Origin of the sequence: Mesonia sediminis, assembly GCF_042684705.1 — a bacterium.
In the GTDB taxonomy this organism is placed as follows: Bacteria; Bacteroidota; Bacteroidia; order Flavobacteriales; family Flavobacteriaceae; genus Mesonia; species Mesonia sediminis.
Genome location: NZ_JBHULZ010000008.1, coordinates 71,491 through 90,109, shown reverse-complemented (window position 1 = coordinate 90,109; position 18,619 = coordinate 71,491). Strand labels below are relative to the sequence as shown.

The 18,619-nt window shown below is 36.8% G+C and carries 15 protein-coding genes, 1 other RNA gene and 1 riboswitch; of the genes, 6 read left to right on the top strand and 10 right to left on the bottom strand.

Annotated features, from left to right (window positions below):
• Positions 1-61: 61 nt before the first annotated feature.
• From ACFSQ0_RS01740 to ACFSQ0_RS01705, 8 genes are all read right to left on the bottom strand, one after another.
• Entirely contained in the window at positions 62-2,017 is a 1,956-nt protein-coding gene (locus ACFSQ0_RS01740) for a tetratricopeptide repeat-containing sensor histidine kinase (RefSeq protein ID WP_379043266.1), read from the bottom strand.
• A gap of 151 nt (positions 2,018-2,168) precedes the next feature.
• Positions 2,169-2,885 (bottom strand): LytR/AlgR family response regulator transcription factor, encoded by a 717-nt coding sequence (locus ACFSQ0_RS01735; RefSeq protein ID WP_379043263.1) that lies wholly within the window; start codon positions 2,883-2,885, stop codon positions 2,169-2,171.
• 148 nt (positions 2,886-3,033) lie between these two features.
• Entirely contained in the window at positions 3,034-4,569 is a 1,536-nt protein-coding gene (locus tag ACFSQ0_RS01730) for a cryptochrome/photolyase family protein (protein ID WP_379043260.1), read from the bottom strand.
• Positions 4,566-5,882, bottom strand: a complete 1,317-nt coding sequence (locus ACFSQ0_RS01725; protein ID WP_379043257.1) for a DASH family cryptochrome — start codon at positions 5,880-5,882, stop codon at positions 4,566-4,568. The genes ACFSQ0_RS01730 and ACFSQ0_RS01725 overlap by 4 nt, the downstream gene beginning before the upstream one ends.
• Positions 5,852-5,992: a DUF2256 domain-containing protein gene (locus ACFSQ0_RS01720; RefSeq protein WP_147860588.1), complete on the bottom strand. Its 141-nt coding sequence runs from the start codon at positions 5,990-5,992 to the stop codon at positions 5,852-5,854. Before ACFSQ0_RS01720 ends, ACFSQ0_RS01725 begins: the two co-directional genes overlap by 31 nt.
• Complete coding sequence (locus tag ACFSQ0_RS01715; protein ID WP_379043254.1) at positions 5,985-6,617, bottom strand: flavin reductase family protein; 633 nt, start codon at positions 6,615-6,617, stop codon at positions 5,985-5,987. The genes ACFSQ0_RS01720 and ACFSQ0_RS01715 overlap by 8 nt, the downstream gene beginning before the upstream one ends.
• 103 nt (positions 6,618-6,720) lie before the next feature.
• Complete coding sequence (locus tag ACFSQ0_RS01710; protein WP_379043251.1) at positions 6,721-6,858, bottom strand: hypothetical protein; 138 nt, start codon at positions 6,856-6,858, stop codon at positions 6,721-6,723.
• A gap of 117 nt (positions 6,859-6,975) precedes the next feature.
• Positions 6,976-8,427, bottom strand: coding sequence for a sodium:solute symporter family protein (locus ACFSQ0_RS01705; RefSeq protein WP_379043248.1), 1,452 nt, complete (start codon positions 8,425-8,427; stop codon positions 6,976-6,978).
• 758 nt (positions 8,428-9,185) lie between these two features.
• Positions 9,186-9,291: riboswitch (TPP riboswitch) on the top strand.
• A gap of 51 nt (positions 9,292-9,342) precedes the next feature.
• On the opposite strand from ACFSQ0_RS01705, the gene pnuC reads away from it, so the two are divergent.
• The 3 genes from pnuC (at position 9,343) to ACFSQ0_RS01690 (ending at position 12,218) form a co-directional block, all read left to right on the top strand.
• A complete protein-coding gene (gene pnuC / locus ACFSQ0_RS01700; RefSeq protein ID WP_379043245.1) occupies positions 9,343-9,954 on the top strand; it encodes a nicotinamide riboside transporter PnuC in 612 nt (203 codons plus the stop codon).
• Positions 9,914-10,942: an acyl-CoA dehydrogenase gene (locus tag ACFSQ0_RS01695; RefSeq protein ID WP_379043242.1), complete on the top strand. Its 1,029-nt coding sequence runs from the start codon at positions 9,914-9,916 to the stop codon at positions 10,940-10,942. Before pnuC ends, ACFSQ0_RS01695 begins: the two co-directional genes overlap by 41 nt.
• Positions 10,943-11,624: 682 nt before the next feature.
• Positions 11,625-12,218, top strand: a complete 594-nt coding sequence (locus ACFSQ0_RS01690; protein WP_379043239.1) for a hypothetical protein — start codon at positions 11,625-11,627, stop codon at positions 12,216-12,218.
• A 256-nt stretch (positions 12,219-12,474) separates the two neighbouring features.
• Here ACFSQ0_RS01690 and ssrA read toward each other — a convergent pair.
• Positions 12,475-12,874: a transfer-messenger RNA gene (gene ssrA / locus ACFSQ0_RS01685) on the bottom strand.
• 329 nt (positions 12,875-13,203) lie between these two features.
• On the opposite strand from ssrA, the gene ACFSQ0_RS01680 reads away from it, so the two are divergent.
• Together ACFSQ0_RS01680 and ACFSQ0_RS01675 are read left to right on the top strand one after the other, a co-directional pair.
• Positions 13,204-14,406 carry an NAD(P)-dependent oxidoreductase gene (locus ACFSQ0_RS01680; RefSeq protein ID WP_379043236.1) on the top strand — a complete coding sequence of 401 codons (1,203 nt, stop codon included), beginning with the start codon at positions 13,204-13,206 and terminating at the stop codon, positions 14,404-14,406.
• A gap of 97 nt (positions 14,407-14,503) precedes the next feature.
• Positions 14,504-15,265, top strand: a complete 762-nt coding sequence (locus tag ACFSQ0_RS01675) for an endonuclease/exonuclease/phosphatase family protein (protein ID WP_379043233.1) — start codon at positions 14,504-14,506, stop codon at positions 15,263-15,265.
• 382 nt (positions 15,266-15,647) lie between these two features.
• On the opposite strand, the gene kdsA is transcribed toward ACFSQ0_RS01675, so the two are convergent.
• The gene (kdsA, locus tag ACFSQ0_RS01670) at positions 15,648-16,466 is read right to left on the bottom strand and encodes a 3-deoxy-8-phosphooctulonate synthase (protein ID WP_379043230.1); all 819 of its coding nucleotides are present in this window, start codon (positions 16,464-16,466) and stop codon (positions 15,648-15,650) included.
• Between the two features lie 320 nt (positions 16,467-16,786).
• Here kdsA and typA point away from each other — a divergent pair, with 320 nt between their 5' ends.
• Positions 16,787-18,589 carry a translational GTPase TypA gene (typA, locus tag ACFSQ0_RS01665; protein WP_379043227.1) on the top strand — a complete coding sequence of 601 codons (1,803 nt, stop codon included), beginning with the start codon at positions 16,787-16,789 and terminating at the stop codon, positions 18,587-18,589.
• The last annotated feature ends 30 nt before the right edge of the window (positions 18,590-18,619 follow it).

Sequence of the window (18,619 nt, the reverse complement as noted above, 5' to 3'; positions counted from 1 at the left end):
TTACAATATTTGGTGCAAAAGTAAGTAAGATTTTTAGTAGCTGAGAGGCTTCGTTCGAATTTTATTCCGCGAAAGCGATATTCTTTTCAGTTTTCTTTTGCGGATAAATGCTTAAAATAACTTGGGTGCCTTGCGGTGCTTGTTGTTCATCTTTCAAATCGACTATCTTATAAGTGATTTCCCCTTGAAAGGATTTGTTATATAATTCTATTCGTTCTTTTATGATAGAAACGCCCATACTTTTGTGTTTTTTCTGTGAACTGGGTTTGGGTTGACGACCTATTCCGTTATCGGTAATACTTATGCTGGTTTTTGTTGTGTTGTGATTGATGTTTACACTTATTTTTTTCTTTTTTTTATCACTGAGCATTAAGCCATGCCAAATAGCATTTTCTAAAAAAGGCTGTAACAAAAGCGGTGGTATCTTAACTTCTTGAATTTCTGGATTATTGTCACCAATAAACAGGATTTCTAAGTCTTGTTCAAAGCGATTTTCTTCTAGTTGTAGGTAGTAGTTGGCCAGTTTAAGTTCTTCGGGTAATGAAATAACGTGTTGTTTTGAAGTTTCGAGAACCATACGGGTATACCTGCTGAATAATTTTAGGTACTTTATTGCTTTTTCATTTTGCTTGATTTGAATTAAATAAGTGATAGCGTTTAAACTATTGAATAAAAAATGCGGATTTACCCTTAACCGCGTAACTAGTATTTCGGCTTGAGCTAAATTACGTTCGTAAATTGCATTTAGTTTTTCTTTCTCTTCTTGATTAATTCTGGTATTGGTGGTTTTTCTTTCTTTGTAATTACGGTATTGCAAATACAAAATAATAAGTATTAAAAGCAAACTAATCCCTAGAAAAAAACTGATGAGGTTACGCCTAGCAAGCAATTCATTTTGATTAGCCAGTTTAACAGCTTGCAGGGCTTTATCTTTTTTTAATAGCGCAATTTCATTTTCCTTTTTAGCCAAGTTATACTGTTTGGTCAGGGCATCTATTTTAACATTTTGCTCATGTATTTTTAAACTATCGGCGTAAGCTTGCGCCCATTTATAGTGTTTCAAGGCATCGGCAAATTTGGTTTGTTCTTCGTGCAATTGCGCCAATAGCTCATGATTACCTTGCAAAACAGCGGTTTGCTTGTTTGTCGTGGCCAATTTTTGCGATTGTTGTATATAATTACTGGCTTGGGTGTAATTTTTTCTATTTAAAAAAGTATGCCCTAATTGATGCAGTACTTCTGCTTCTTTATGGCTGTTTTCAAGTTGAACATAACCCGCAAGCGCTTTTTTATAGTAAATCACTGCTTGAGTAAGATTTTTGTTTTCCTTAAGATAGGTTAGCCCCAAATACTCATAAGCGATAGCCAATCCAAAAACGCTGTTCATTTCTTGATTGATACGCAGTAAGCGGTTAAGGTAAGATTTGGCTAAAACATAATTTTCAGTTTCGATATGATAATCAGCAATCGATAAATAATTCATGGCTGTACCCAGCTTATTACCGCGTTGTTGTTCGGCTTTTAAAGAACGGTTGAAGTAAGCCAAGGCTTCTTTTTGTTTTCCCGGGATTTGACTCAAAGCATTGCCAATCCCGTTACTTGCAATGGCTATATTTCTTAAGTCTTCTTCCTCCTCGGCCAGCTGCAGGGCTTTCATATAAAAATCTACTGCCGTAGCATATTTCTGGTTGTATCGACTAGCTACTCCTGCATTGTTGGCAAAAATCATCTTGTAAAGTTTGTCAACTGATTTATTTTCTATCCATTCAAAAGCTCGTTGATGATAAGCAAAAGCGGTAGAATAATTTTTATGGTAGCGGTAGAGCAAGCCTAAATTGTCATTTGCTCGAGCCATTAAAAGGGTGTCGTTTAGTTGCTCAGCTAAAAGTATGGCTTGCTGTGCCAAGGCAAATTCTAAACTGTCTTGTTGCTTTTTTTTATGCAATTCACGTGAACGATTTATAAGAGTGAGTACCTGGGTGCTGTCTGGTGCTCGAACAAAAAGCTCTGTATCCATATTTTGCGCTCGACCAATACTAAAACTCACCAAAATATTCATCCATATAAAACATAATAGCTTAAGGTTTAGAACCTTTACAAAATTAAATAAAGTTTGGAGAGCTGTTGAAGACAAAATATCTCGTATTAAATTACAAATAAATCACTGCCTATACCCGATCGAGAAAATCGGCTTTTTTATTGCGTGAGACTGGAATTTTTATGTTGTTTTTAAGCACGATATAAGCCTCGGCTTTTACAAACTCACATACTTGATCTAAATTTACCAAGTAGCTGTTATGCACCCTAAAAAAATGATTGTCGGGTAGAAGGCATTGTATGTCTTTTAGCTTTTTTGATAAAAACAATTCATTACCGTCGCATAAATAAATACGACAATAATTACCGTCACTTTTACAATAGGCAATTTGCTGTGGTTCAATAAAAACTAATTTTCCATCAACGGGAATGGCAACCCTTTTTTGATTGTTTAGACGTTCTTCTAAAATATCACTGGGATTTTGCTTTTCTTTATTATACTTTAACCGATTGATAGTAGAAACCAAATCATCTGTATCAATAGGCTTTAGCAGGTAATCAAAAGCACTTTCTTTTATGGCCTTTATGGCATATTGACTATATGCCGTTACAAAAACTACTTCAAATTGACGGCTTTGAAATTTGCTAATGAATTCGAGACCATCCATCTGGGGCATCTCTACATCGATGAATAAGCAATCTGGAGTATGATTTTTTAGATACAAAAGCGCCTCGTTAGGGTTGGTGAAAGTCTTTAATATATTTACCCCTTGGCAATAATTTTCGATTTCCCACTCCAGACTTTTTACGGCTTTAAGTTCGTCATCCAGTAATACAATTTCTAACATTTTGTTGGTTATTTAGTCTATCTAATTTACGAAAAAATTGAATTATATAATGGTATATTGTATAGTTTGGATTAAAAACCGTATATCTGGTTAAAATACCTTGATGATTTTCAAGATGTTCATTTTCAAGTACCTTGGTGAGTTTGGTTTAATAATCATCTGGTTTATTTATTATTTTCTGAGCACGTTCTTGATGAGCTGCTAAGGTAGATTTATCCATTTTATTAAGCATACTCATCATCATACTCATACGTTGGTTGTCTTTTAATTTTTCGCGATGAGTAGCTAGAAAATTCCAATAAAGCGCATTAAATGGACATGCGCTTTCTCCGGTTTTCTCCTTTACCTTATAGTGGCAGTCTTGACAATAATTACTCATTTTATTGATGTAACTACCGCTTGAAATATAGGGTTTTGTAGCTACAGTGCCACCATCGGCAAACTGACTCATACCGCGAGTATTTGGCATTTCTACCCATTCAATCGCATCAATATATATGCCTAGATACCAAGCATCAACCTCATTGGGGTGCACACCAGTGAGCAGGGCAAAATTACCCGTAACCATAAGTCGTTGAATGTGGTGCGCATAGGCAAGTTCTAGACTTTGCGAAATGGCGTGGCTAAGGCAATTCATTTTTGTTTTACCGGTCCAATAAAAATCGGGGAGTTGGTTTTGGTGGTCCAGTTTATTACTGCGGCGGTATCCTGGCATTTCTTTCCAATAAATCCCACGCATATATTCGCGCCATCCCAAAATCTGACGTATGAATCCCTCTACTTGAGAAATATTAATATCGTATTCAGCTTCGTAATAAGTGTCTAGAACTTTATCGATAACCTCTTTAGGGGATAACATTTTGGTGTTTAATGCAAAAGAGAGTCTAGAATGAAAGAGATAGTTTTCTTGCGTATGCATAGCATCTTGAAAATCGCCAAAGTGCACTAAGAGCTCATCGCAGAAATACCGCAAAACTTTTAAGCTGTCTTCACGCGAAGTGGGCCAATTAAATTGTGTTTTGTCTACCTCTCCTATGCTTTTTACATCGGTTTTGGTAAGGGCCCCAACAATATCGGTTACGTCTTTTCTAAATCCTTTTTCGTGCGGAATCGTTGGAGAGCCTTTCCACTTTTTCCGATTACTTTTATCAAAATTCCATTTTCCGCCCTCTGGGTTATTTTCGTCCTGCATTAAAATACCATGTTTTTTTCGCATAGCACGATAAAAATACTCCATTACCAATTCTTTCTTGCCTTCAAAAAAATCGGTTAAATCATGGCGTTGAGTAAAAAAATGTTCGGTATCATAGCTTTGAGTTTTTATATCTAACTCATTGGTAAGTTCTTTAAGTTGCTCATCTAATCTATATTCATCTGGTAAGAGGTACTCAAAGCATTCTATATCATGTTCATCTATTAAAGCTTTAAGGTTGGCACTTAAATCTTGCTTGTTCTTTTTATCGGTCAGCGTATAGTACACTAGCTTATGACCACGCTCTTTTAAATGCTCAGAAAAGTTTCGCATGGCAGCAAAAAAGCCTACAATTTTTTGAATGTGATGGTTAACATAATCGGTTTCTTGCTTCATTTCGGCCATAAAATAAAGCATGTTATCATCGGTTGTAGAGAACCAAGAATGTTTATAATTCAATTGGTCACCCAAAATTAAGCGTAGCGTTTTCATGAAAATAGTTTGTTTTGTAGCCAAGTCTGTTGGTATTTACTAGAAGCATCGTATCGGTTGGCTTGGCTTTTAATATTAAATTTACGGTCCCGAGGGTCATTACCTACACCACTGTTGTACATCCAATTGCCCCAATTGCTGTGTACATCATAGTCTACCAGCATACTTTCTAAGTAGGCGGCGCCTTTTCGCCAATCTTGTTTTAATTCCTTTGCCCAATAACTGTTGATGTTTTGTCTTCCTCTGTTGCTCATAAATCCGGTTTGAGCTAATTCAATCATATTAGCATTTACAAAGGGTTCGGCTGTTTTACCTTGTCGCCATTGTTCAAATACTTGTGGGTTATTATGCCAGTTTAGTTTTTCTTTACGGATTCCTGATTGCTTAAAAATAGCATTTCCGTGCTTGAGTGAAATGTATTTGAAGAAGTCTCGCCATAGCAACTCAAAAATTAACCAATAGGTGCTTTCGTTTTTTATGATTTCTTCTTCATATTTTTTGACTTCCCAATAAATTTTCCTAGCCGATATACAACCGTTAGCCAGCCAAGCCGATAGCTTAGAACTGTAATCTGCACCCAATAGTCCGTTTCTCGTTTTTTTATAAACGCTCAACTTTTGGGTTTTCCAAAAATAATCCTGTATTCTTTTAGAAGCCTCTTGTTCTCCTCCCTTAAAGGGGAAAGCGGTGCGAGAATCGGGTTCAAAAGAATGTAGCCCTAGTTCTTCTAGGCTAGGGATCGCTTCTGAATGTTCACTAAGTGCTTGATGGTAGTTTTTTTGCGGTAGCGGTAGGCAAGCCCTTACATTGGCTTCTTTTTCTACTTTTTTTCTAAATGCGGTAAAGACTTCGGGTATTTGATTAAAACTAAAGGGGATGTCATTTGGGTGATATAGTATTTGGTCAAAAAAGGAATGCGCTTTTAATAAGCCGCATCGACTTTTAATTTTACTATAAACCAAAAACTCTTCTTCTGTCCATTCTTTTTGGGAATAGAGATCGGTAATATTAAATTTTTCAACCAACTCGGGTATTTTATCTTCGGGTTGCGCCTTAAAAACCAATAAGTCTATACCTAGTTTAGTCTTTAAATTCTGTTTTAATTGCTTTACACTCTCTATAAGAAATTGCGCTCTAAACTTCTCTGTTTTTTTAAAACCATAGGCGGTGGTAGCATAATGGCGAGGATCAAAGCAATAAACCGCATATACTTGTGGGTGTTTTTTGCAAGCGGTGTATAAGCTATTTTGATCTGCAATGCGCAGGTCGTTTCTAAACCAAACTAGTGCGCTGTCTTTTTGTTTTGTCTGCATCTTTGGCTACAATATTTTACATGTTCCCAATCGCGTTGCCATTTTTTACGCCAAGTGAATGGACGCTGGCAAGTCACGCAAATCTTTACAGGAAGATGTTTCTTATTCATAAATACTTTTGGTGGGTACATCGGGTTTGGCGTAGGCCAAGCGTGTTAGAAGATGAGGTAGGGCATAAGCATCTAGACCATTTATGCATACCGTTTTTTGTTGTGCTAATCCTAAAAAACCATCTTCTTCTGGCGAGGTTTCGCTATAAACGCCTAAAATCTCCCCAACAATTAATCGGCATTTATTCTCTTCTATAAAGTAATGATTTTTCATTTTACAAGCTATTTGTACCGGTGCTTCTGCTACAAATGGAGCTTCAAAATCGTTTTTATAGACTGGAGTAAGGCCACTTTTCTCAAATTCTGATACCTCACCATTATAGCGCGCCGAGGTATGATGAGCTTGTTGGTATATCGATTCGTTCACGTGATTAACACTAAAAACCCCAGTGCGGTTAAGATTATCCCAAGTGTTGCGAATTGCAGAAGTAGGCCGTAGGATAAATCCCAACAAGGGCGGATGACTGCCTAAATGAATTACAGAGCTGAAAATAGCGAGATTTTCAATTCCATCTTGCGATCGGGTTCCAATCAGATTAGCCGATTTATAACCGCTTAAGCTATTGATAAAATTAGCACGGTAGCGCTGGTCCATAGCTTTGATTTGTGTTCGTGAAAAATACATATGTTTAATAATTTTATTATTACGTTAAACAAAAGTAAGCTTTTGGCAAAAAAAAGACAGCTAAAACAACTGCCCTTTTCCAACAACTAAACTTAAAATTAAACTACTTTTTGTTTTTTTGGTCTTTTATAGTTTCCTCATCAAAATCTACCTCATTGTTCTCTCGCTTTCGATTACCAAATGAATCTAACGGCTGATCTTGTTCTTTTCTTTTTCTATGTTTCTCTTCAATTCGTCCCATTTCTTTTTTCTTTAAAATTAGGCTTATTTTTGCAGAAAAATTTTAATTAAAAATTAAAATTTTGTTAAGTAGGTTTAAATTTATTAAAATAAATCAATAAAGCATAATTTATTGCTTTTATCTTTTTAAAATATTTGCTTTACGGATGAAAGCCTTGTTTTGATTATAATCTGAAGAAGTACAATAACTTAAACTTACATACAAAATAAAAGCCCCGCCAATGCCTACTAGCGCTTGCTGTGTAGAAGCCACCTCCCAAGCCAGAGGTAAATCGGCCCCTAGGGCAATAGCAAAATGATAACTTGAGAATGCTAGACCGTACAGCATGGTATAAAAGGCGGCTTGGCTACTTCCCTTATACCATAAAAATCCCATAACCAATGGTACAAATGCGCCGCTGGTTAAGAAATCAGACCCTATCCAAGATACTTTTAAAACCGATTTTATTTTTAGTGCGATAAATAAGGCAATGGCAGCCATAAGTAAGGTAGCTACGCGCGCGACCAATATTTTCTCTTTATTGCTCGATTGGGGCTTCAGGTGGTTTTGATAAATATCTACACTTAGTGCCATAGCACCGGTATTGAGCAGTGAATCCATAGTCGACATAATGGCGGCACTCAAGCCTACAAAAATCATCGCGCTTAGTATAGGTTGCTCTATTTGCGCAACCATAGTGGGTACAATTCCGCTTGACGGTAAATCTTCATATAGTACACTGGCGAACATTCCGGTATAGGTTACCATGAGGTATAAAGGAATAAAGGCAATAAAACTGTACAGCATCATTCTTTTGGCGTCGCTACCGGTTTTGGCGGCCGAAATTCTTTGCCAAACGTTGGCTTGTATCATCCACGAGGTACCAAAGGTAATCACGTACGCCAATTGGTCGGGAACCTTATGAAAAAAGGAGGTAAATCCGGTTTTTTGTTGAAGCAGCGCTTGTTGTTGTACCGCCTGCATTCCACCAGAAGCGGTGTACGTAAAATAAAATAGAAAAATTCCCGCCAATAAGAAAAAGACAAATTGGAGTAAATCGGTTACCACTACTCCTTTAAATCCGCCGAAGAGCGAATATAAAAGGACAATAGCTGTACCCAAAACGGCCCCGGTTTCATAACTAATATTAAAGAAAGCCTCAAAAAATTTACCTATGACAATTACTTGAATAGCTGCGGCAATAAGCATAAAAAGCAAAATAAAAATACTGAGTAGTAATCCGGTCCTTCGGTCATAACGGGCTTGCATCAATTGTGGTTGCGACAAATGCCCTAAGTTTCTAATACCTTTAGAAAAAACATACATCAAGCCTGTTGCAAGTAAAACGGGTACTCCGTAAATCCAAAAAGAATTGAGTCCGTTGGTGTGGGCGTGGTCTACCAAGTCTATTGCCGATCCGCCTCCCCACCAACTGGCAATGAAGGTCACTGCCAGTAACCACGCGGGTAATTTGCGCGAAGCCAGAAAGTAATCTTCATTGTTTTTGCTCTTGCTATAATAAATGCCTATACCCGCGATTAGCACGACATATATCACTAAAAAGAGGACACTTAATTCATGATGATTCATTACCCTTATTTGGTGGTCGAAAGTACGAGATTATTTCGAATTAAGAACAATTGTTGTGTATGGGTAAATATTCTCTTTTATCTATACAGACAGAATTCTACCATCTTTACTCCTCTAAATTGAGCTCTAAAAGCTATTAGATCTCGAGTAGGTGGCTCGTTCTTAAAGTACTGCATTTAAAACTCAGGAGGGTATTTAAATTTTATTACTCTTTAGGTCCTACTTGCTTTAAACTGACTTAGTCTTTTAGTATACTAACTTTATAGCAAAGCAAGATTTAAATCAAATTGTCTTTATCATAAATCTATATTGAACCTATTATGAGTTTACTTTAGTGCACTATTTAGTGGACTCACTGTGGATTCACTGTGGACTCAGTGTGGACTCAGTGTGGACTCAATATGCTTTTGATAGGCATTTGAATTGAAGTAAACAGACTTTATTTAAGCTTGAAAGTGGAATGGGTAAGAGTTCTGGCAATGGTAATGCTCTAATTACTCCGTTCTTTAAAAAAAGATAAAGGTTATGAATACTCGTTATATGCTATATTTTATCCATTAGCAATAAAAGGCTTATTCAAAAATCCAATTACTTTTTAAATTCGCAGGCAACTTTTGAGATTGACTCTATGTATTTTTTTTGAATGCAATCTAACTTAATTATAGCTTAAAAGGGTAGACAAAATTTTCTGATTTCACGCAGAGGGAGTACACAATCAAATTTTAGGGGTATTCGCTTGATTATTTTGCTTACTTTTGCTTTAAGAAATGGGGTGCTTATTTCATAGGCTGAGAAGATACCCAGAGGTCATCCTCGAAACCTGATCTGGATAATGCCAGCGTAGGGATTTTTACGGACTACTTTTGCAAACAAAAGGCTTGGTCTGCACTTGCCATTTCGTTAAACTATAAAGAAATGGATTCGCTGTTTTACAATTTTACCCTTATTCAAATCTTAGGCACCTGCTTTGGCGTTACTCAAGTTTTACTGGCTCGCCAAAACTATATACATAACTACCTGTTTGGCATTGTTTCAATACTACTAAGTATCTGGATTCATTACCACTCCCAGTTGTATGCCGATATTGTTTTGAGTCTATACTATTTAGTAATGAGTATTTACGGGTGGCTGTATTGGCAGTTTGGCAAAAAAAACAATCCGCCACCCATACAATATGCCAATCGTTTAGATTATATAATAAGCTTTGGCATTGTGTTGTTTTGTTTTGGGGCGATGAGCTTCTGGTTAATCAACTACACCGATTCTGATGTACCTATTTGGGATGCAACCACCAGTGCCTTTGCTTGGGCAGGCATGTGGTTGATGGCTAAACGTAAAATGGAGAATTGGATTTTTCTAAACATCAGTAACATCATTACCATCCCTTTACTTATTTATAAAGAACTTTATATCTATGCCGCCCTCACCGGTTTTTTATTTGTGGTAGGGGTTTCAGGATATTTGAAGTGGAGAAAATTAATACAAGATGAAAACCAACCTACAAGGCATCAGCCAGCAACAACTTAAAGCCGCCTGTTTGGGTGCAGCAAGCTTCTCTAATGAAGTGCTGCACTACTTGGCGCAAGAAAATTTATGGAATATCTGGGTACCTCAAGAATATGGGGGTCAGGCTTTATCTTTAACCCAAGGTTTAAAGAAGTTACAGGCAGTAGCAAAAATAGATGGTAGCCTGGGTTGGACGCTCACCTTGTGCAGTGGGGCTAATTTCTTTGTTGGCAATTTAGAAAACGAGGCTGCAGCCGAAGTTTTTAAGGCAAAACAAAACACAATTCTAGGCGGTAGCGGCGGAGTCTTTGGCGAAGCGCATCAAGAAGAAGGGCAATACCGTATTAATGGAACTTGGCATTATGCCACAGGTGCACCCTACCTTACGCATTTTACTTTAAATGCTCGAATTATGAATGCCGGCAAGCCAGTAAAAGATGACAACGGAAACGACTTAATAAAAAGTTTTATTTTGCCTAAAGAAGCGGTGAAGATTATTCCTAACTGGTCGAGTATGGGTTTAAAGGCTACGGCTACACATTCTTTTCTGGTTTCAGATTATCGTGTGGCACCAAGATTTAGTTTTGTTTATCACGAGGTAAAACATGCGGCAGACTTGTACCAAATTCCTTTTTCGGTCTTTGCTGATTTTACTTTATGGGTCAATTACATCGGTATGGCGCAACATTTTTTAGATTTAGCCAGGTATAAGGAGGTTGAATCTTCTTGGCAAATTTTAAATGCTACGCTAGAAGACAGCGAAAAACGCATATATGACTTAGCACTACAAACCGAAAGTCGTCTAGACAACTCAACATTTGGTTGGGAAGAATGGGTGGTGCAGGTACACCAAGCAGCCGTAAATTCTGTGCAAGCTATCTCTCAAGCCATTATAGGTTTGTATCCGTTTTTAGGTATTTCGGCAAGCAAAGAAGGCAGCGAGTTGAACCAGGTATTTAAAGATTACTTCACCGCAACGCAACATCATATTTTTACAAAGAAGCGCTAGAATAAACTATTTATCTACTTTAGAAGTGTCCTAAAAAAGGGGAAAGCCTATATTATATCTCCTATTTTAAAGGTATAATTGATATATAGAATAAAACCCTGAATTAATAAGGCGCTAATGTAGAAGCTTTATACAATGCCGATATAAAAAATACCGACCGAAATCAGCTACTTTAAGCGAATTCTAAATAACGAATTAATATAAATTACCCGAATTTTGTCAACACTTTCTAGACAATTACTATCTTTAGAAAAATAATCTAAAAACTTGCAACAAGCACCTACTTAAGTCATATCAAAGTTCTTTAAAACGCTTTAATAGGACTTCTTGTATAATGTACTTAGCAAATTTCTATAACATTTATGGCCAAGAAGAAAAAAATTGAAAAGACAAAATCAATCGAAGAAACCCTTTGGCAATCCTGTAATAAGCTAAAAGGTTTTGAAGAGCCTTTTGAATACAAATAAACTGTCATAGCATTAATATTTTCATAATTCACAATATGAAAACATCTTCTTTTTAGAAGATACTTTTTGATGATTTTATTCTACAAAAAAAATGTTAAGCAATATGATATTGCTTTAAAAATATACGAAACATTTAACCTTTTTAGAAATTCTTTTATTTTCGCAACCCTTTATGTATTTTATCAATTTTAAGTAAATAACCAATTTTTATTTCCATGAAAAGATTTAATTTTTTAGCAATTATTTTTTTAGCGATTATGATAGCGTTCACCTCTTGTTCTAGGGATGATGATGCTAATATTTCAGGTGATTACTTTTCTATCACTAGAAATGGTGAAGAATACTTTAAGGAGGAAATAAATTACGCTTACTTAGGAATAGATTTTAGTCAGTTGTGTAGTGGTCGACCAGATTTAACGATTAATAGAACAGAGGAATATATAGAAACAAACGAATTTAGCTTCTCAATACAATTATTAGCACCCGCTTGGGATGAAGATATGGAGCATGTAAGTTATTTAGACGCACAAATATTTATTGCACATGATGGCAATAACCAAGAAAATGATTGCAATTATGCTTACCATTTAGATTTGTTATATTCTGAAAATGACAGAATTTTCTATCCTGATAAAGGCGCAAATAATGTTCACTATATACAAAGTGTATCAAAAATTTCTGAATACGATAATGAGGTTGTCTATGCGGTTAAAGGCAGTTACCAAGCTACTATGATAAATAGTTCTTGTGATACTATTGATATAAAAGGTGATTATAATTTTTATATCAGAACATTCAAATTAACTTAATAATCTTCGTTACTTTAGTCCCTTAATTACTTTAGCCCCTTAATAGTTCGGAGTGATATTTTAAATTTCAATTAATACCTTTGAAATATGAAATATAAGAAGAGCAGTTCATAGTTATCATGCTCCTGAAGGTAAAATGCCTACGCCTCAATTATTGAATTATAAGTATGATTATGATAAAATTTAATTAAAATTTGTCACCTCAATTGTCACCTTAAATTATAAACCCTCGTAAGTACTGGCTTACGAGGGTTTATTGTGGAGTCGGGGAGACTCGAACTCCCGTCCAAACAAGCAATTCAATGGCTTTCTACACGCTTAGTTTTCACTTGAATTTTCGAGAAAAATCTGGCAGAAAACCGCCTAATCTTTCCTTAGCCTTTTCAATTTCGGTATTCCTTAAAGGCGTCAGAATACCTAAATTTACTTTATCGGTGCCTCAAATGCAAGTGCCGTAAATTAAGGCCCTCGCGAGACATCTCGGCTCCCTGTCTTACAGGGACTAAGCTAATCTTACTATGATTCAGATTATGCAGCCAAGGCGTAATTATTTTCGCCGTTTAAAAAAGTCTGAAACATGAGATTTACGAGCTATATTCCGGCGCTCGACGTGCTTACTATTCAATTCGACTCGCTGTCAAAACCAAATCGACCCCAATAGTAGTACCATTATCTACAACAACTATTCCCTTTTTACCTTTGGCAGAAAAAACTTAGGCAACAAGCTTAATACAAACTTCTGGGCGTTCCGCTTTTGATGCAAAAGCGGCGGGCTATCCGCTATATCTTTTAAAGCAAACCAGCTTTAAAAGTATGCCGCTGCTATCCCTAACGCAAAATAGTTTAAAAGAACAATATCTGTAATAGATAAGGCTGGCAAAGATACAATAAAATCATATATTTACCCAATAAATCCGAAAGTCTTCCGCTAGCTTGTTAAAGACGAAGTGGTTTTAACTTTTGCCGATAAAATTTTTGTGAAAATATGAAAATAGGAATTATAAAAGAACGTAAAAATCCGCCCGACAGGCGAGTGGTATTTTCTCCAGAAAAACTTTCTCAACTTAAAAAGCAATTTCCCAGCTGCCAAATTGCGGTAGAATCTTCGGCTATTCGTGTTTTTCCAGACGAAGACTATAAGAATTTGGGGTTCGAGGTAACCCAAGATATGAGCGATTGCGATGTGTTATTAGGAGTAAAGGAAGTGCCGGTTGAAGCTTTAATACCCAATAAAAAATATTTTTTCTTCTCGCATACCATCAAAAAGCAACCCTACAATAGGGCCTTATTGCAGGCTGTTTTGTCGAAAAATATAGAACTCTATGATCACGAAGTAATTACCGATACCCAGAACAGCAGACTTATTGGTTTTGGTCGCTACGCTGGTATTGTTGGGGCGTACAATGGCTTTAGAGCTTTAGGATTACGCGATAATTTGTTCAATTTACCCAAGGTAGAAGACCTACCCGATTATAATGCTGTGGTAGCCAACTTGCAGCAGGTAAAATTGCCGCCTATTAAAATAGCGCTAACAGGATCGGGAAAAGTAGCCCACGGAGCACAAGAAATTTTAGAACACCTAAATATCAAAATGATTAGCGTGCACGATTTCTTAACTAAAAGCTATGATGAGCCGGTGTATACCCTGCTAGATGTGCTTGATTATAACAAACGCAAAGATGCTAAGGTGCTAGATAAATACGACTTTTACAATCATCCTGAACAATACGAATCAAATTTTATGCGTTTTTCGCGGGTAACCGACTATTTTATAGCCGGTCATTTTTATGGCGAAGGCGCTCCAAAATTGATTACCCAAGAACAAATTCAACAGCCAGATTTTAATATAAATCTCATTGCCGATGTAAGTTGCGATATCAACGGACCCATTGCCAGCACCATAAGGGCTTCAACCATCGCCGATCCGTTTTATGGCTACGATAAAACCAGTGGCGAAGAAGTTGCCTACGATGCAAAAAATGCCATTTGCGTAATGGCTGTAGATAATTTGCCTTGTGAACTACCTAAAGATGCTAGCGAAGGCTTTGGAGATATGTTTTTAGAGCATGTAATTCCCAACTTTTTTAATGATGACCCAGAAGGTGTCTTAGAACGGGCTAGAATGACGTCTAACGGAGAGCTAACGCCAAGATATGCCTACTTAAAAGATTATGTAAATGGGGAGTAGAGCATTTTTATGCTTGCTGTTAAGCGCCGGCATTCTTTTTTCTTGCGTTGGTTTAAAGCGTTTGCCCAAAGCCGAAAAAGATAGGAATCTTAAGATCATGAGTTACAACATTAGGTATGCTCAAGAAGGTGTGGGAGAAATTAGCTGGTCGAACAGAAAAGAATTGCTCACAACGCAGTTAAACGAAGTGCCCGTAGATATCTATTTGTTGCAGGAACCATTAGATCAGCAGATAATAGATATAAAAAAGGCGCTAACTAATTTTAGTTTTGTAGGAGATCGACGTGTTGAAAATGTTAAATGGGGAGGCTATAACGCTATCTTTTATAATGAAGATAAATTTGCTTTGTTAGAAAGCAATACGTTTTGGTTGTCTGAAACGCCCGAACAAGAATCTAAAGGCTGGGATGCCAAACAAGTTACCATTGCTACTTATGCATTATTAAAAGATAAGGCAACCCGTAAAAGGTTCTATGTACTAAATACTCATCTCGATAGAGTGGGAGAGGTAGCCAAATTAGAAAGTTTAAAACTGATCAAAAGAAAGATTGAAGAAATAAATAAAAAACACTACCCTGTTATAATAGGAGGTGATTTTAACTCGAAAGAGACCACAGCGCCTATTGCTTATTTTGATAAGTATTTTAAAGACGCAAAAAAAGTTGCTCAAACAGCGCCCATCGGGCCAAAGGGTACTTTTAATTATTTTAATTCACGAATACCGCATAAATACCGTATCGATTATATTTATGTGTCTAAAGCGATAGAAGTAAAAAGTTATCAAGTTTTAGATAATCAGTATGAAGGAAGGTATCCTTCAGATCATTATCCGGTTTACGTAGCCTTGATGCTTCCTTAGCACTAGACAAACTTTTATTATCAACCATAAGATTTTACTGAATAAAACATAGCCTTAAAGGCTATGTTTTATTTATTTTATGGGGTAATTGCCAGCTAATTAATGAAAACTACAGCAACTTTTAATGACAAGTTGTAGGGCTTGTAAACACAAGCCTTTGAGAGTGTAATATAATATTGTACAATATTCCACCAAAAATTGTACAATATTTTTATAAAAATTGTACAATATTTTTCAGAAAGTTGTACAACTTTTATAGAAAAGCTCTTTAGGTTGAAAACAAAACCCCAAGACCTTCATTTAAAAAGTTCTTGGGGTTAGGTTTAAAAGTTGAGCAGTTAGTGCTTAAAATCTATGCTACACTAAAGCCAGAGTCAAGCTTTTATAAAGCCTTAACGCATTTTCTAATTTGCACCAGGTTGTGTAAAAGTTTTTCTAGATGCTTAAGATCTAGCATATTCGCGCCATCACTTTTTGCGTTTGCCGGATCAAAATGCGTTTCAATAAAAAGTCCGTCTACATGATTCACCACTCCTGCACGGGCAATGGTTTCAATCATTTCTGGTCGGCCACCGGTAACGCCACTGCTCTGGTTAGGTTGTTGTAACGAGTGCGTAACGTCTAGCACTGTAGGCGCATACTGGCGCATAGTAGGTATACCTCTAAAATCAACTATCATATCTTGGTAACCAAACATAGTACCGCGATCGGTGATCATAACTTGCTCGTTGTGGCTGTCGGTAACTTTTTTGACCGCGTGTTGCATGCTTTCTGGACTCATAAATTGTCCTTTTTTTAAGTTAACTACCTTACCGGTTTCGGCGGCAGCCACCACCAAGTCGGTTTGGCGCACTAAAAAGGCAGGTATTTGCAGTACATCTACATATTCGGCGGCTAGTTTTGCATCGCTAACTTCATGAATATCGGTTACGGTGGGCACCTTAAAAGTTTCGGCAACTTTACGCAAAATCTTTAAGGCCTTTTCGTCGCCAATTCCAGTAAAACTATCTATTCGGCTTCGATTGGCTTTTTTAAAACTGCCTTTAAAAATGTAGGGAATTCCTAATTTATCGGTAATATTCACCACTTTTTCGGCAATACGCAGTGCCATTTCTTCGCTCTCAATAGCACAAGGACCGGCGAGTAAGAAAAAATTATCTTTATCTATGTGTTTAATATGGGGTATTTGCTCTAAATTCATAACATTTACTTTAAGACAAAGGTAGAGAATAAATTAAAATTGATTTGCCGCTGAAGAAAAATTATAGCGATTAGGGTCTGCTTTCATAAACAGGGCGCTAGCTAAGTAATTAAGGGTTCATCTGCGGTTGTTTTTTAATTTCGGGCATTGCATTTTCTTTATTTATGAGTGAATTATTCCGCTTAAAGCGGATAGAAATCGTTTAAAATAAAGGGTTTATGTAAGGAAATGTCAGTTTCTTTTAACTTCATGTTATATTTTTAGGTTAAAGCTTTAATATCAGAAAATTAAGCGTAAATTTGCAGCCTTTAAATTACTATATGACTTCAATTAGAAACATTGCAATTATTGCACACGTTGACCACGGTAAAACCACTTTGGTAGATAAGATTATGTACCACTGCCGTTTGTTCCGTGAAAACGAAAACACAGGTGACCTTATTCTTGATAATAACGATATTGAGCGTGAGCGTGGTATTACCATTACGTCAAAAAACGTGTCGGTTACTTATAAGGGAACCAAAATTAATATTATTGACACCCCTGGTCACGCCGATTTTGGAGGTGAGGTAGAGCGAGTTTTAAATATGGCCGATGGGGTTTTACTATTGGTAGATGCTTTTGAGGGGCCTATGCCGCAAACGCGTTTTGTATTGCAAAAAGCAATTGATTTAGGCTTAAAACCTTGTGTGGTTATCAATAAGGTAGATAAAGAAAACTGTACTCCAGACGAGGTACATGAGAAAGTATTTGATTTGATGTTTGAGTTGGGGGCAGAAGAGTGGCAGCTTGATTTCCCATCGGTTTATGGTTCGGCTAAAAACAACTGGATGAGCACCGATTGGAAAAATGAAACCGAAAATTTGGAGCCGCTTTTAGATATGGTTATTGAGCATATTCCTGAACCTAAAGTAGATAAAGAAGGTACGCCACAAATGTTGATTACCTCTTTAGACTTCTCATCTTTTACAGGAAGAATCGCCATTGGTCGCCTGCAACGAGGTGTTTTAAAAGAAGGTATGCAGGTTTCTCTAGTAAAAAGAGATGGCAGCATTAAAAAATCTAAAATTAAAGAATTGCACGTTTTTGAGGGCTTGGGCCGTAGAAAAGTGCAGGAAGTTGTAGCAGGAGATATTTGTGCGCTAGTAGGTTTAGAAGGCTTTGATATTGGTGATACCGTTGCCGATGTAGAAAATCCTGAAGCTTTAAAGACCATTAGCATAGATGAGCCTACTATGAGTATGTTGTTTACCATTAATGATTCTCCATTTTTTGGTAAAGACGGTAAATTTGTAACCTCAAGGCACATTAAAGAGCGTTTGACCAAAGAGCTGGAGAAAAACTTGGCATTGCGTGTTGAAGAAACCGATAGTGCCGATAAATTTATGGTTTTTGGTCGGGGTGTTTTGCACTTGTCTGTGCTTATAGAAACTATGCGTAGAGAAGGTTACGAGTTGCAAATAGGGCAGCCGCAAGTAATCATTAAAGAAATAGACGGTGTAAAGTGTGAGCCAGTAGAAGAATTGACCATAGATTTACCCGAAGAAGTTTCTGGTAAAGCGGTTGAAATGGTGAGTATGCGTAAGGGTGAAATGCTTAGTATGGAAGCTCGCGGAGACCGTATGGTTTGTGAGTTCATCATTCCTTCTCGTGGTATTATTGGTTTGCGTAACCAATTGCTTACTGCCACAGCGGGAGAAGCGATTATGGCACACCGTTTTAAAGAATACCAACCGATTAAAGGAGACATCCCTCAGCGTTTAAACGGCTCTTTAGTTTCTATGGAAAAAGGTACCGCAATTCCTTATTCGATTGATAAACTACAAGATCGCGGTCGCTTTTTTATAGATCCGGGTGAAGATATTTATGAAGGCCAGGTGATTGGGGAGAATTCACGTCAAGATGATATGACGGTGAACGTAACCAAGACCAAGAAGCTTTCGAATGTGCGTTCGGCTGGAGCCGACGATAAAGCTAAAATTGTTCCGGCTATTAAATTTAGCTTAGAAGAAGCTTTAGAATACATTCAAAAAGATGAGTATGTTGAGGTGACTCCTAACCATCTTAGAATACGTAAAATTTTCTTAACCGAGAACGAACGTAAACGCAATAAAATAATTTAAAATAAAAAACTGTTTTAGTTTTTATATCAT

Bases quoted from the DNA above. Each gene is read 5' to 3' on its own strand.
- ACFSQ0_RS01675 (WP_379043233.1), top strand. From the start codon at position 14,504: ATGAGTTACAACATTAGGTATGCTCAAGAAGGTGTGGGAGAAATTAGC.
- kdsA (WP_379043230.1), bottom strand. From the start codon at position 16,466: ATGAATTTAGAGCAAATACCCCATATTAAACACATAGATAAAGATAAT.
- ACFSQ0_RS01740 (WP_379043266.1), bottom strand. From the start codon at position 2,017: ATGGATACAGAGCTTTTTGTTCGAGCACCAGACAGCACCCAGGTACTC.
- ACFSQ0_RS01730 (WP_379043260.1), bottom strand. From the start codon at position 4,569: ATGAAAACGCTACGCTTAATTTTGGGTGACCAATTGAATTATAAACAT.
- ACFSQ0_RS01710 (WP_379043251.1), bottom strand. From the start codon at position 6,858: ATGGGACGAATTGAAGAGAAACATAGAAAAAGAAAAGAACAAGATCAG.
- ACFSQ0_RS01715 (WP_379043254.1), bottom strand. From the start codon at position 6,617: ATGTATTTTTCACGAACACAAATCAAAGCTATGGACCAGCGCTACCGT.
- ACFSQ0_RS01690 (WP_379043239.1), top strand. From the start codon at position 11,625: ATGAAAAGATTTAATTTTTTAGCAATTATTTTTTTAGCGATTATGATA.
- ACFSQ0_RS01720 (WP_147860588.1), bottom strand. From the start codon at position 5,992: ATGAATAAGAAACATCTTCCTGTAAAGATTTGCGTGACTTGCCAGCGT.
- ACFSQ0_RS01735 (WP_379043263.1), bottom strand. From the start codon at position 2,885: ATGTTAGAAATTGTATTACTGGATGACGAACTTAAAGCCGTAAAAAGT.
- typA (WP_379043227.1), top strand. From the start codon at position 16,787: ATGACTTCAATTAGAAACATTGCAATTATTGCACACGTTGACCACGGT.
- ACFSQ0_RS01680 (WP_379043236.1), top strand. From the start codon at position 13,204: ATGAAAATAGGAATTATAAAAGAACGTAAAAATCCGCCCGACAGGCGA.
- pnuC (WP_379043245.1), top strand. From the start codon at position 9,343: ATGGATTCGCTGTTTTACAATTTTACCCTTATTCAAATCTTAGGCACC.
- ACFSQ0_RS01725 (WP_379043257.1), bottom strand. From the start codon at position 5,882: ATGCAGACAAAACAAAAAGACAGCGCACTAGTTTGGTTTAGAAACGAC.
- ACFSQ0_RS01695 (WP_379043242.1), top strand. From the start codon at position 9,914: ATGAAAACCAACCTACAAGGCATCAGCCAGCAACAACTTAAAGCCGCC.
- ACFSQ0_RS01705 (WP_379043248.1), bottom strand. From the start codon at position 8,427: ATGAATCATCATGAATTAAGTGTCCTCTTTTTAGTGATATATGTCGTG.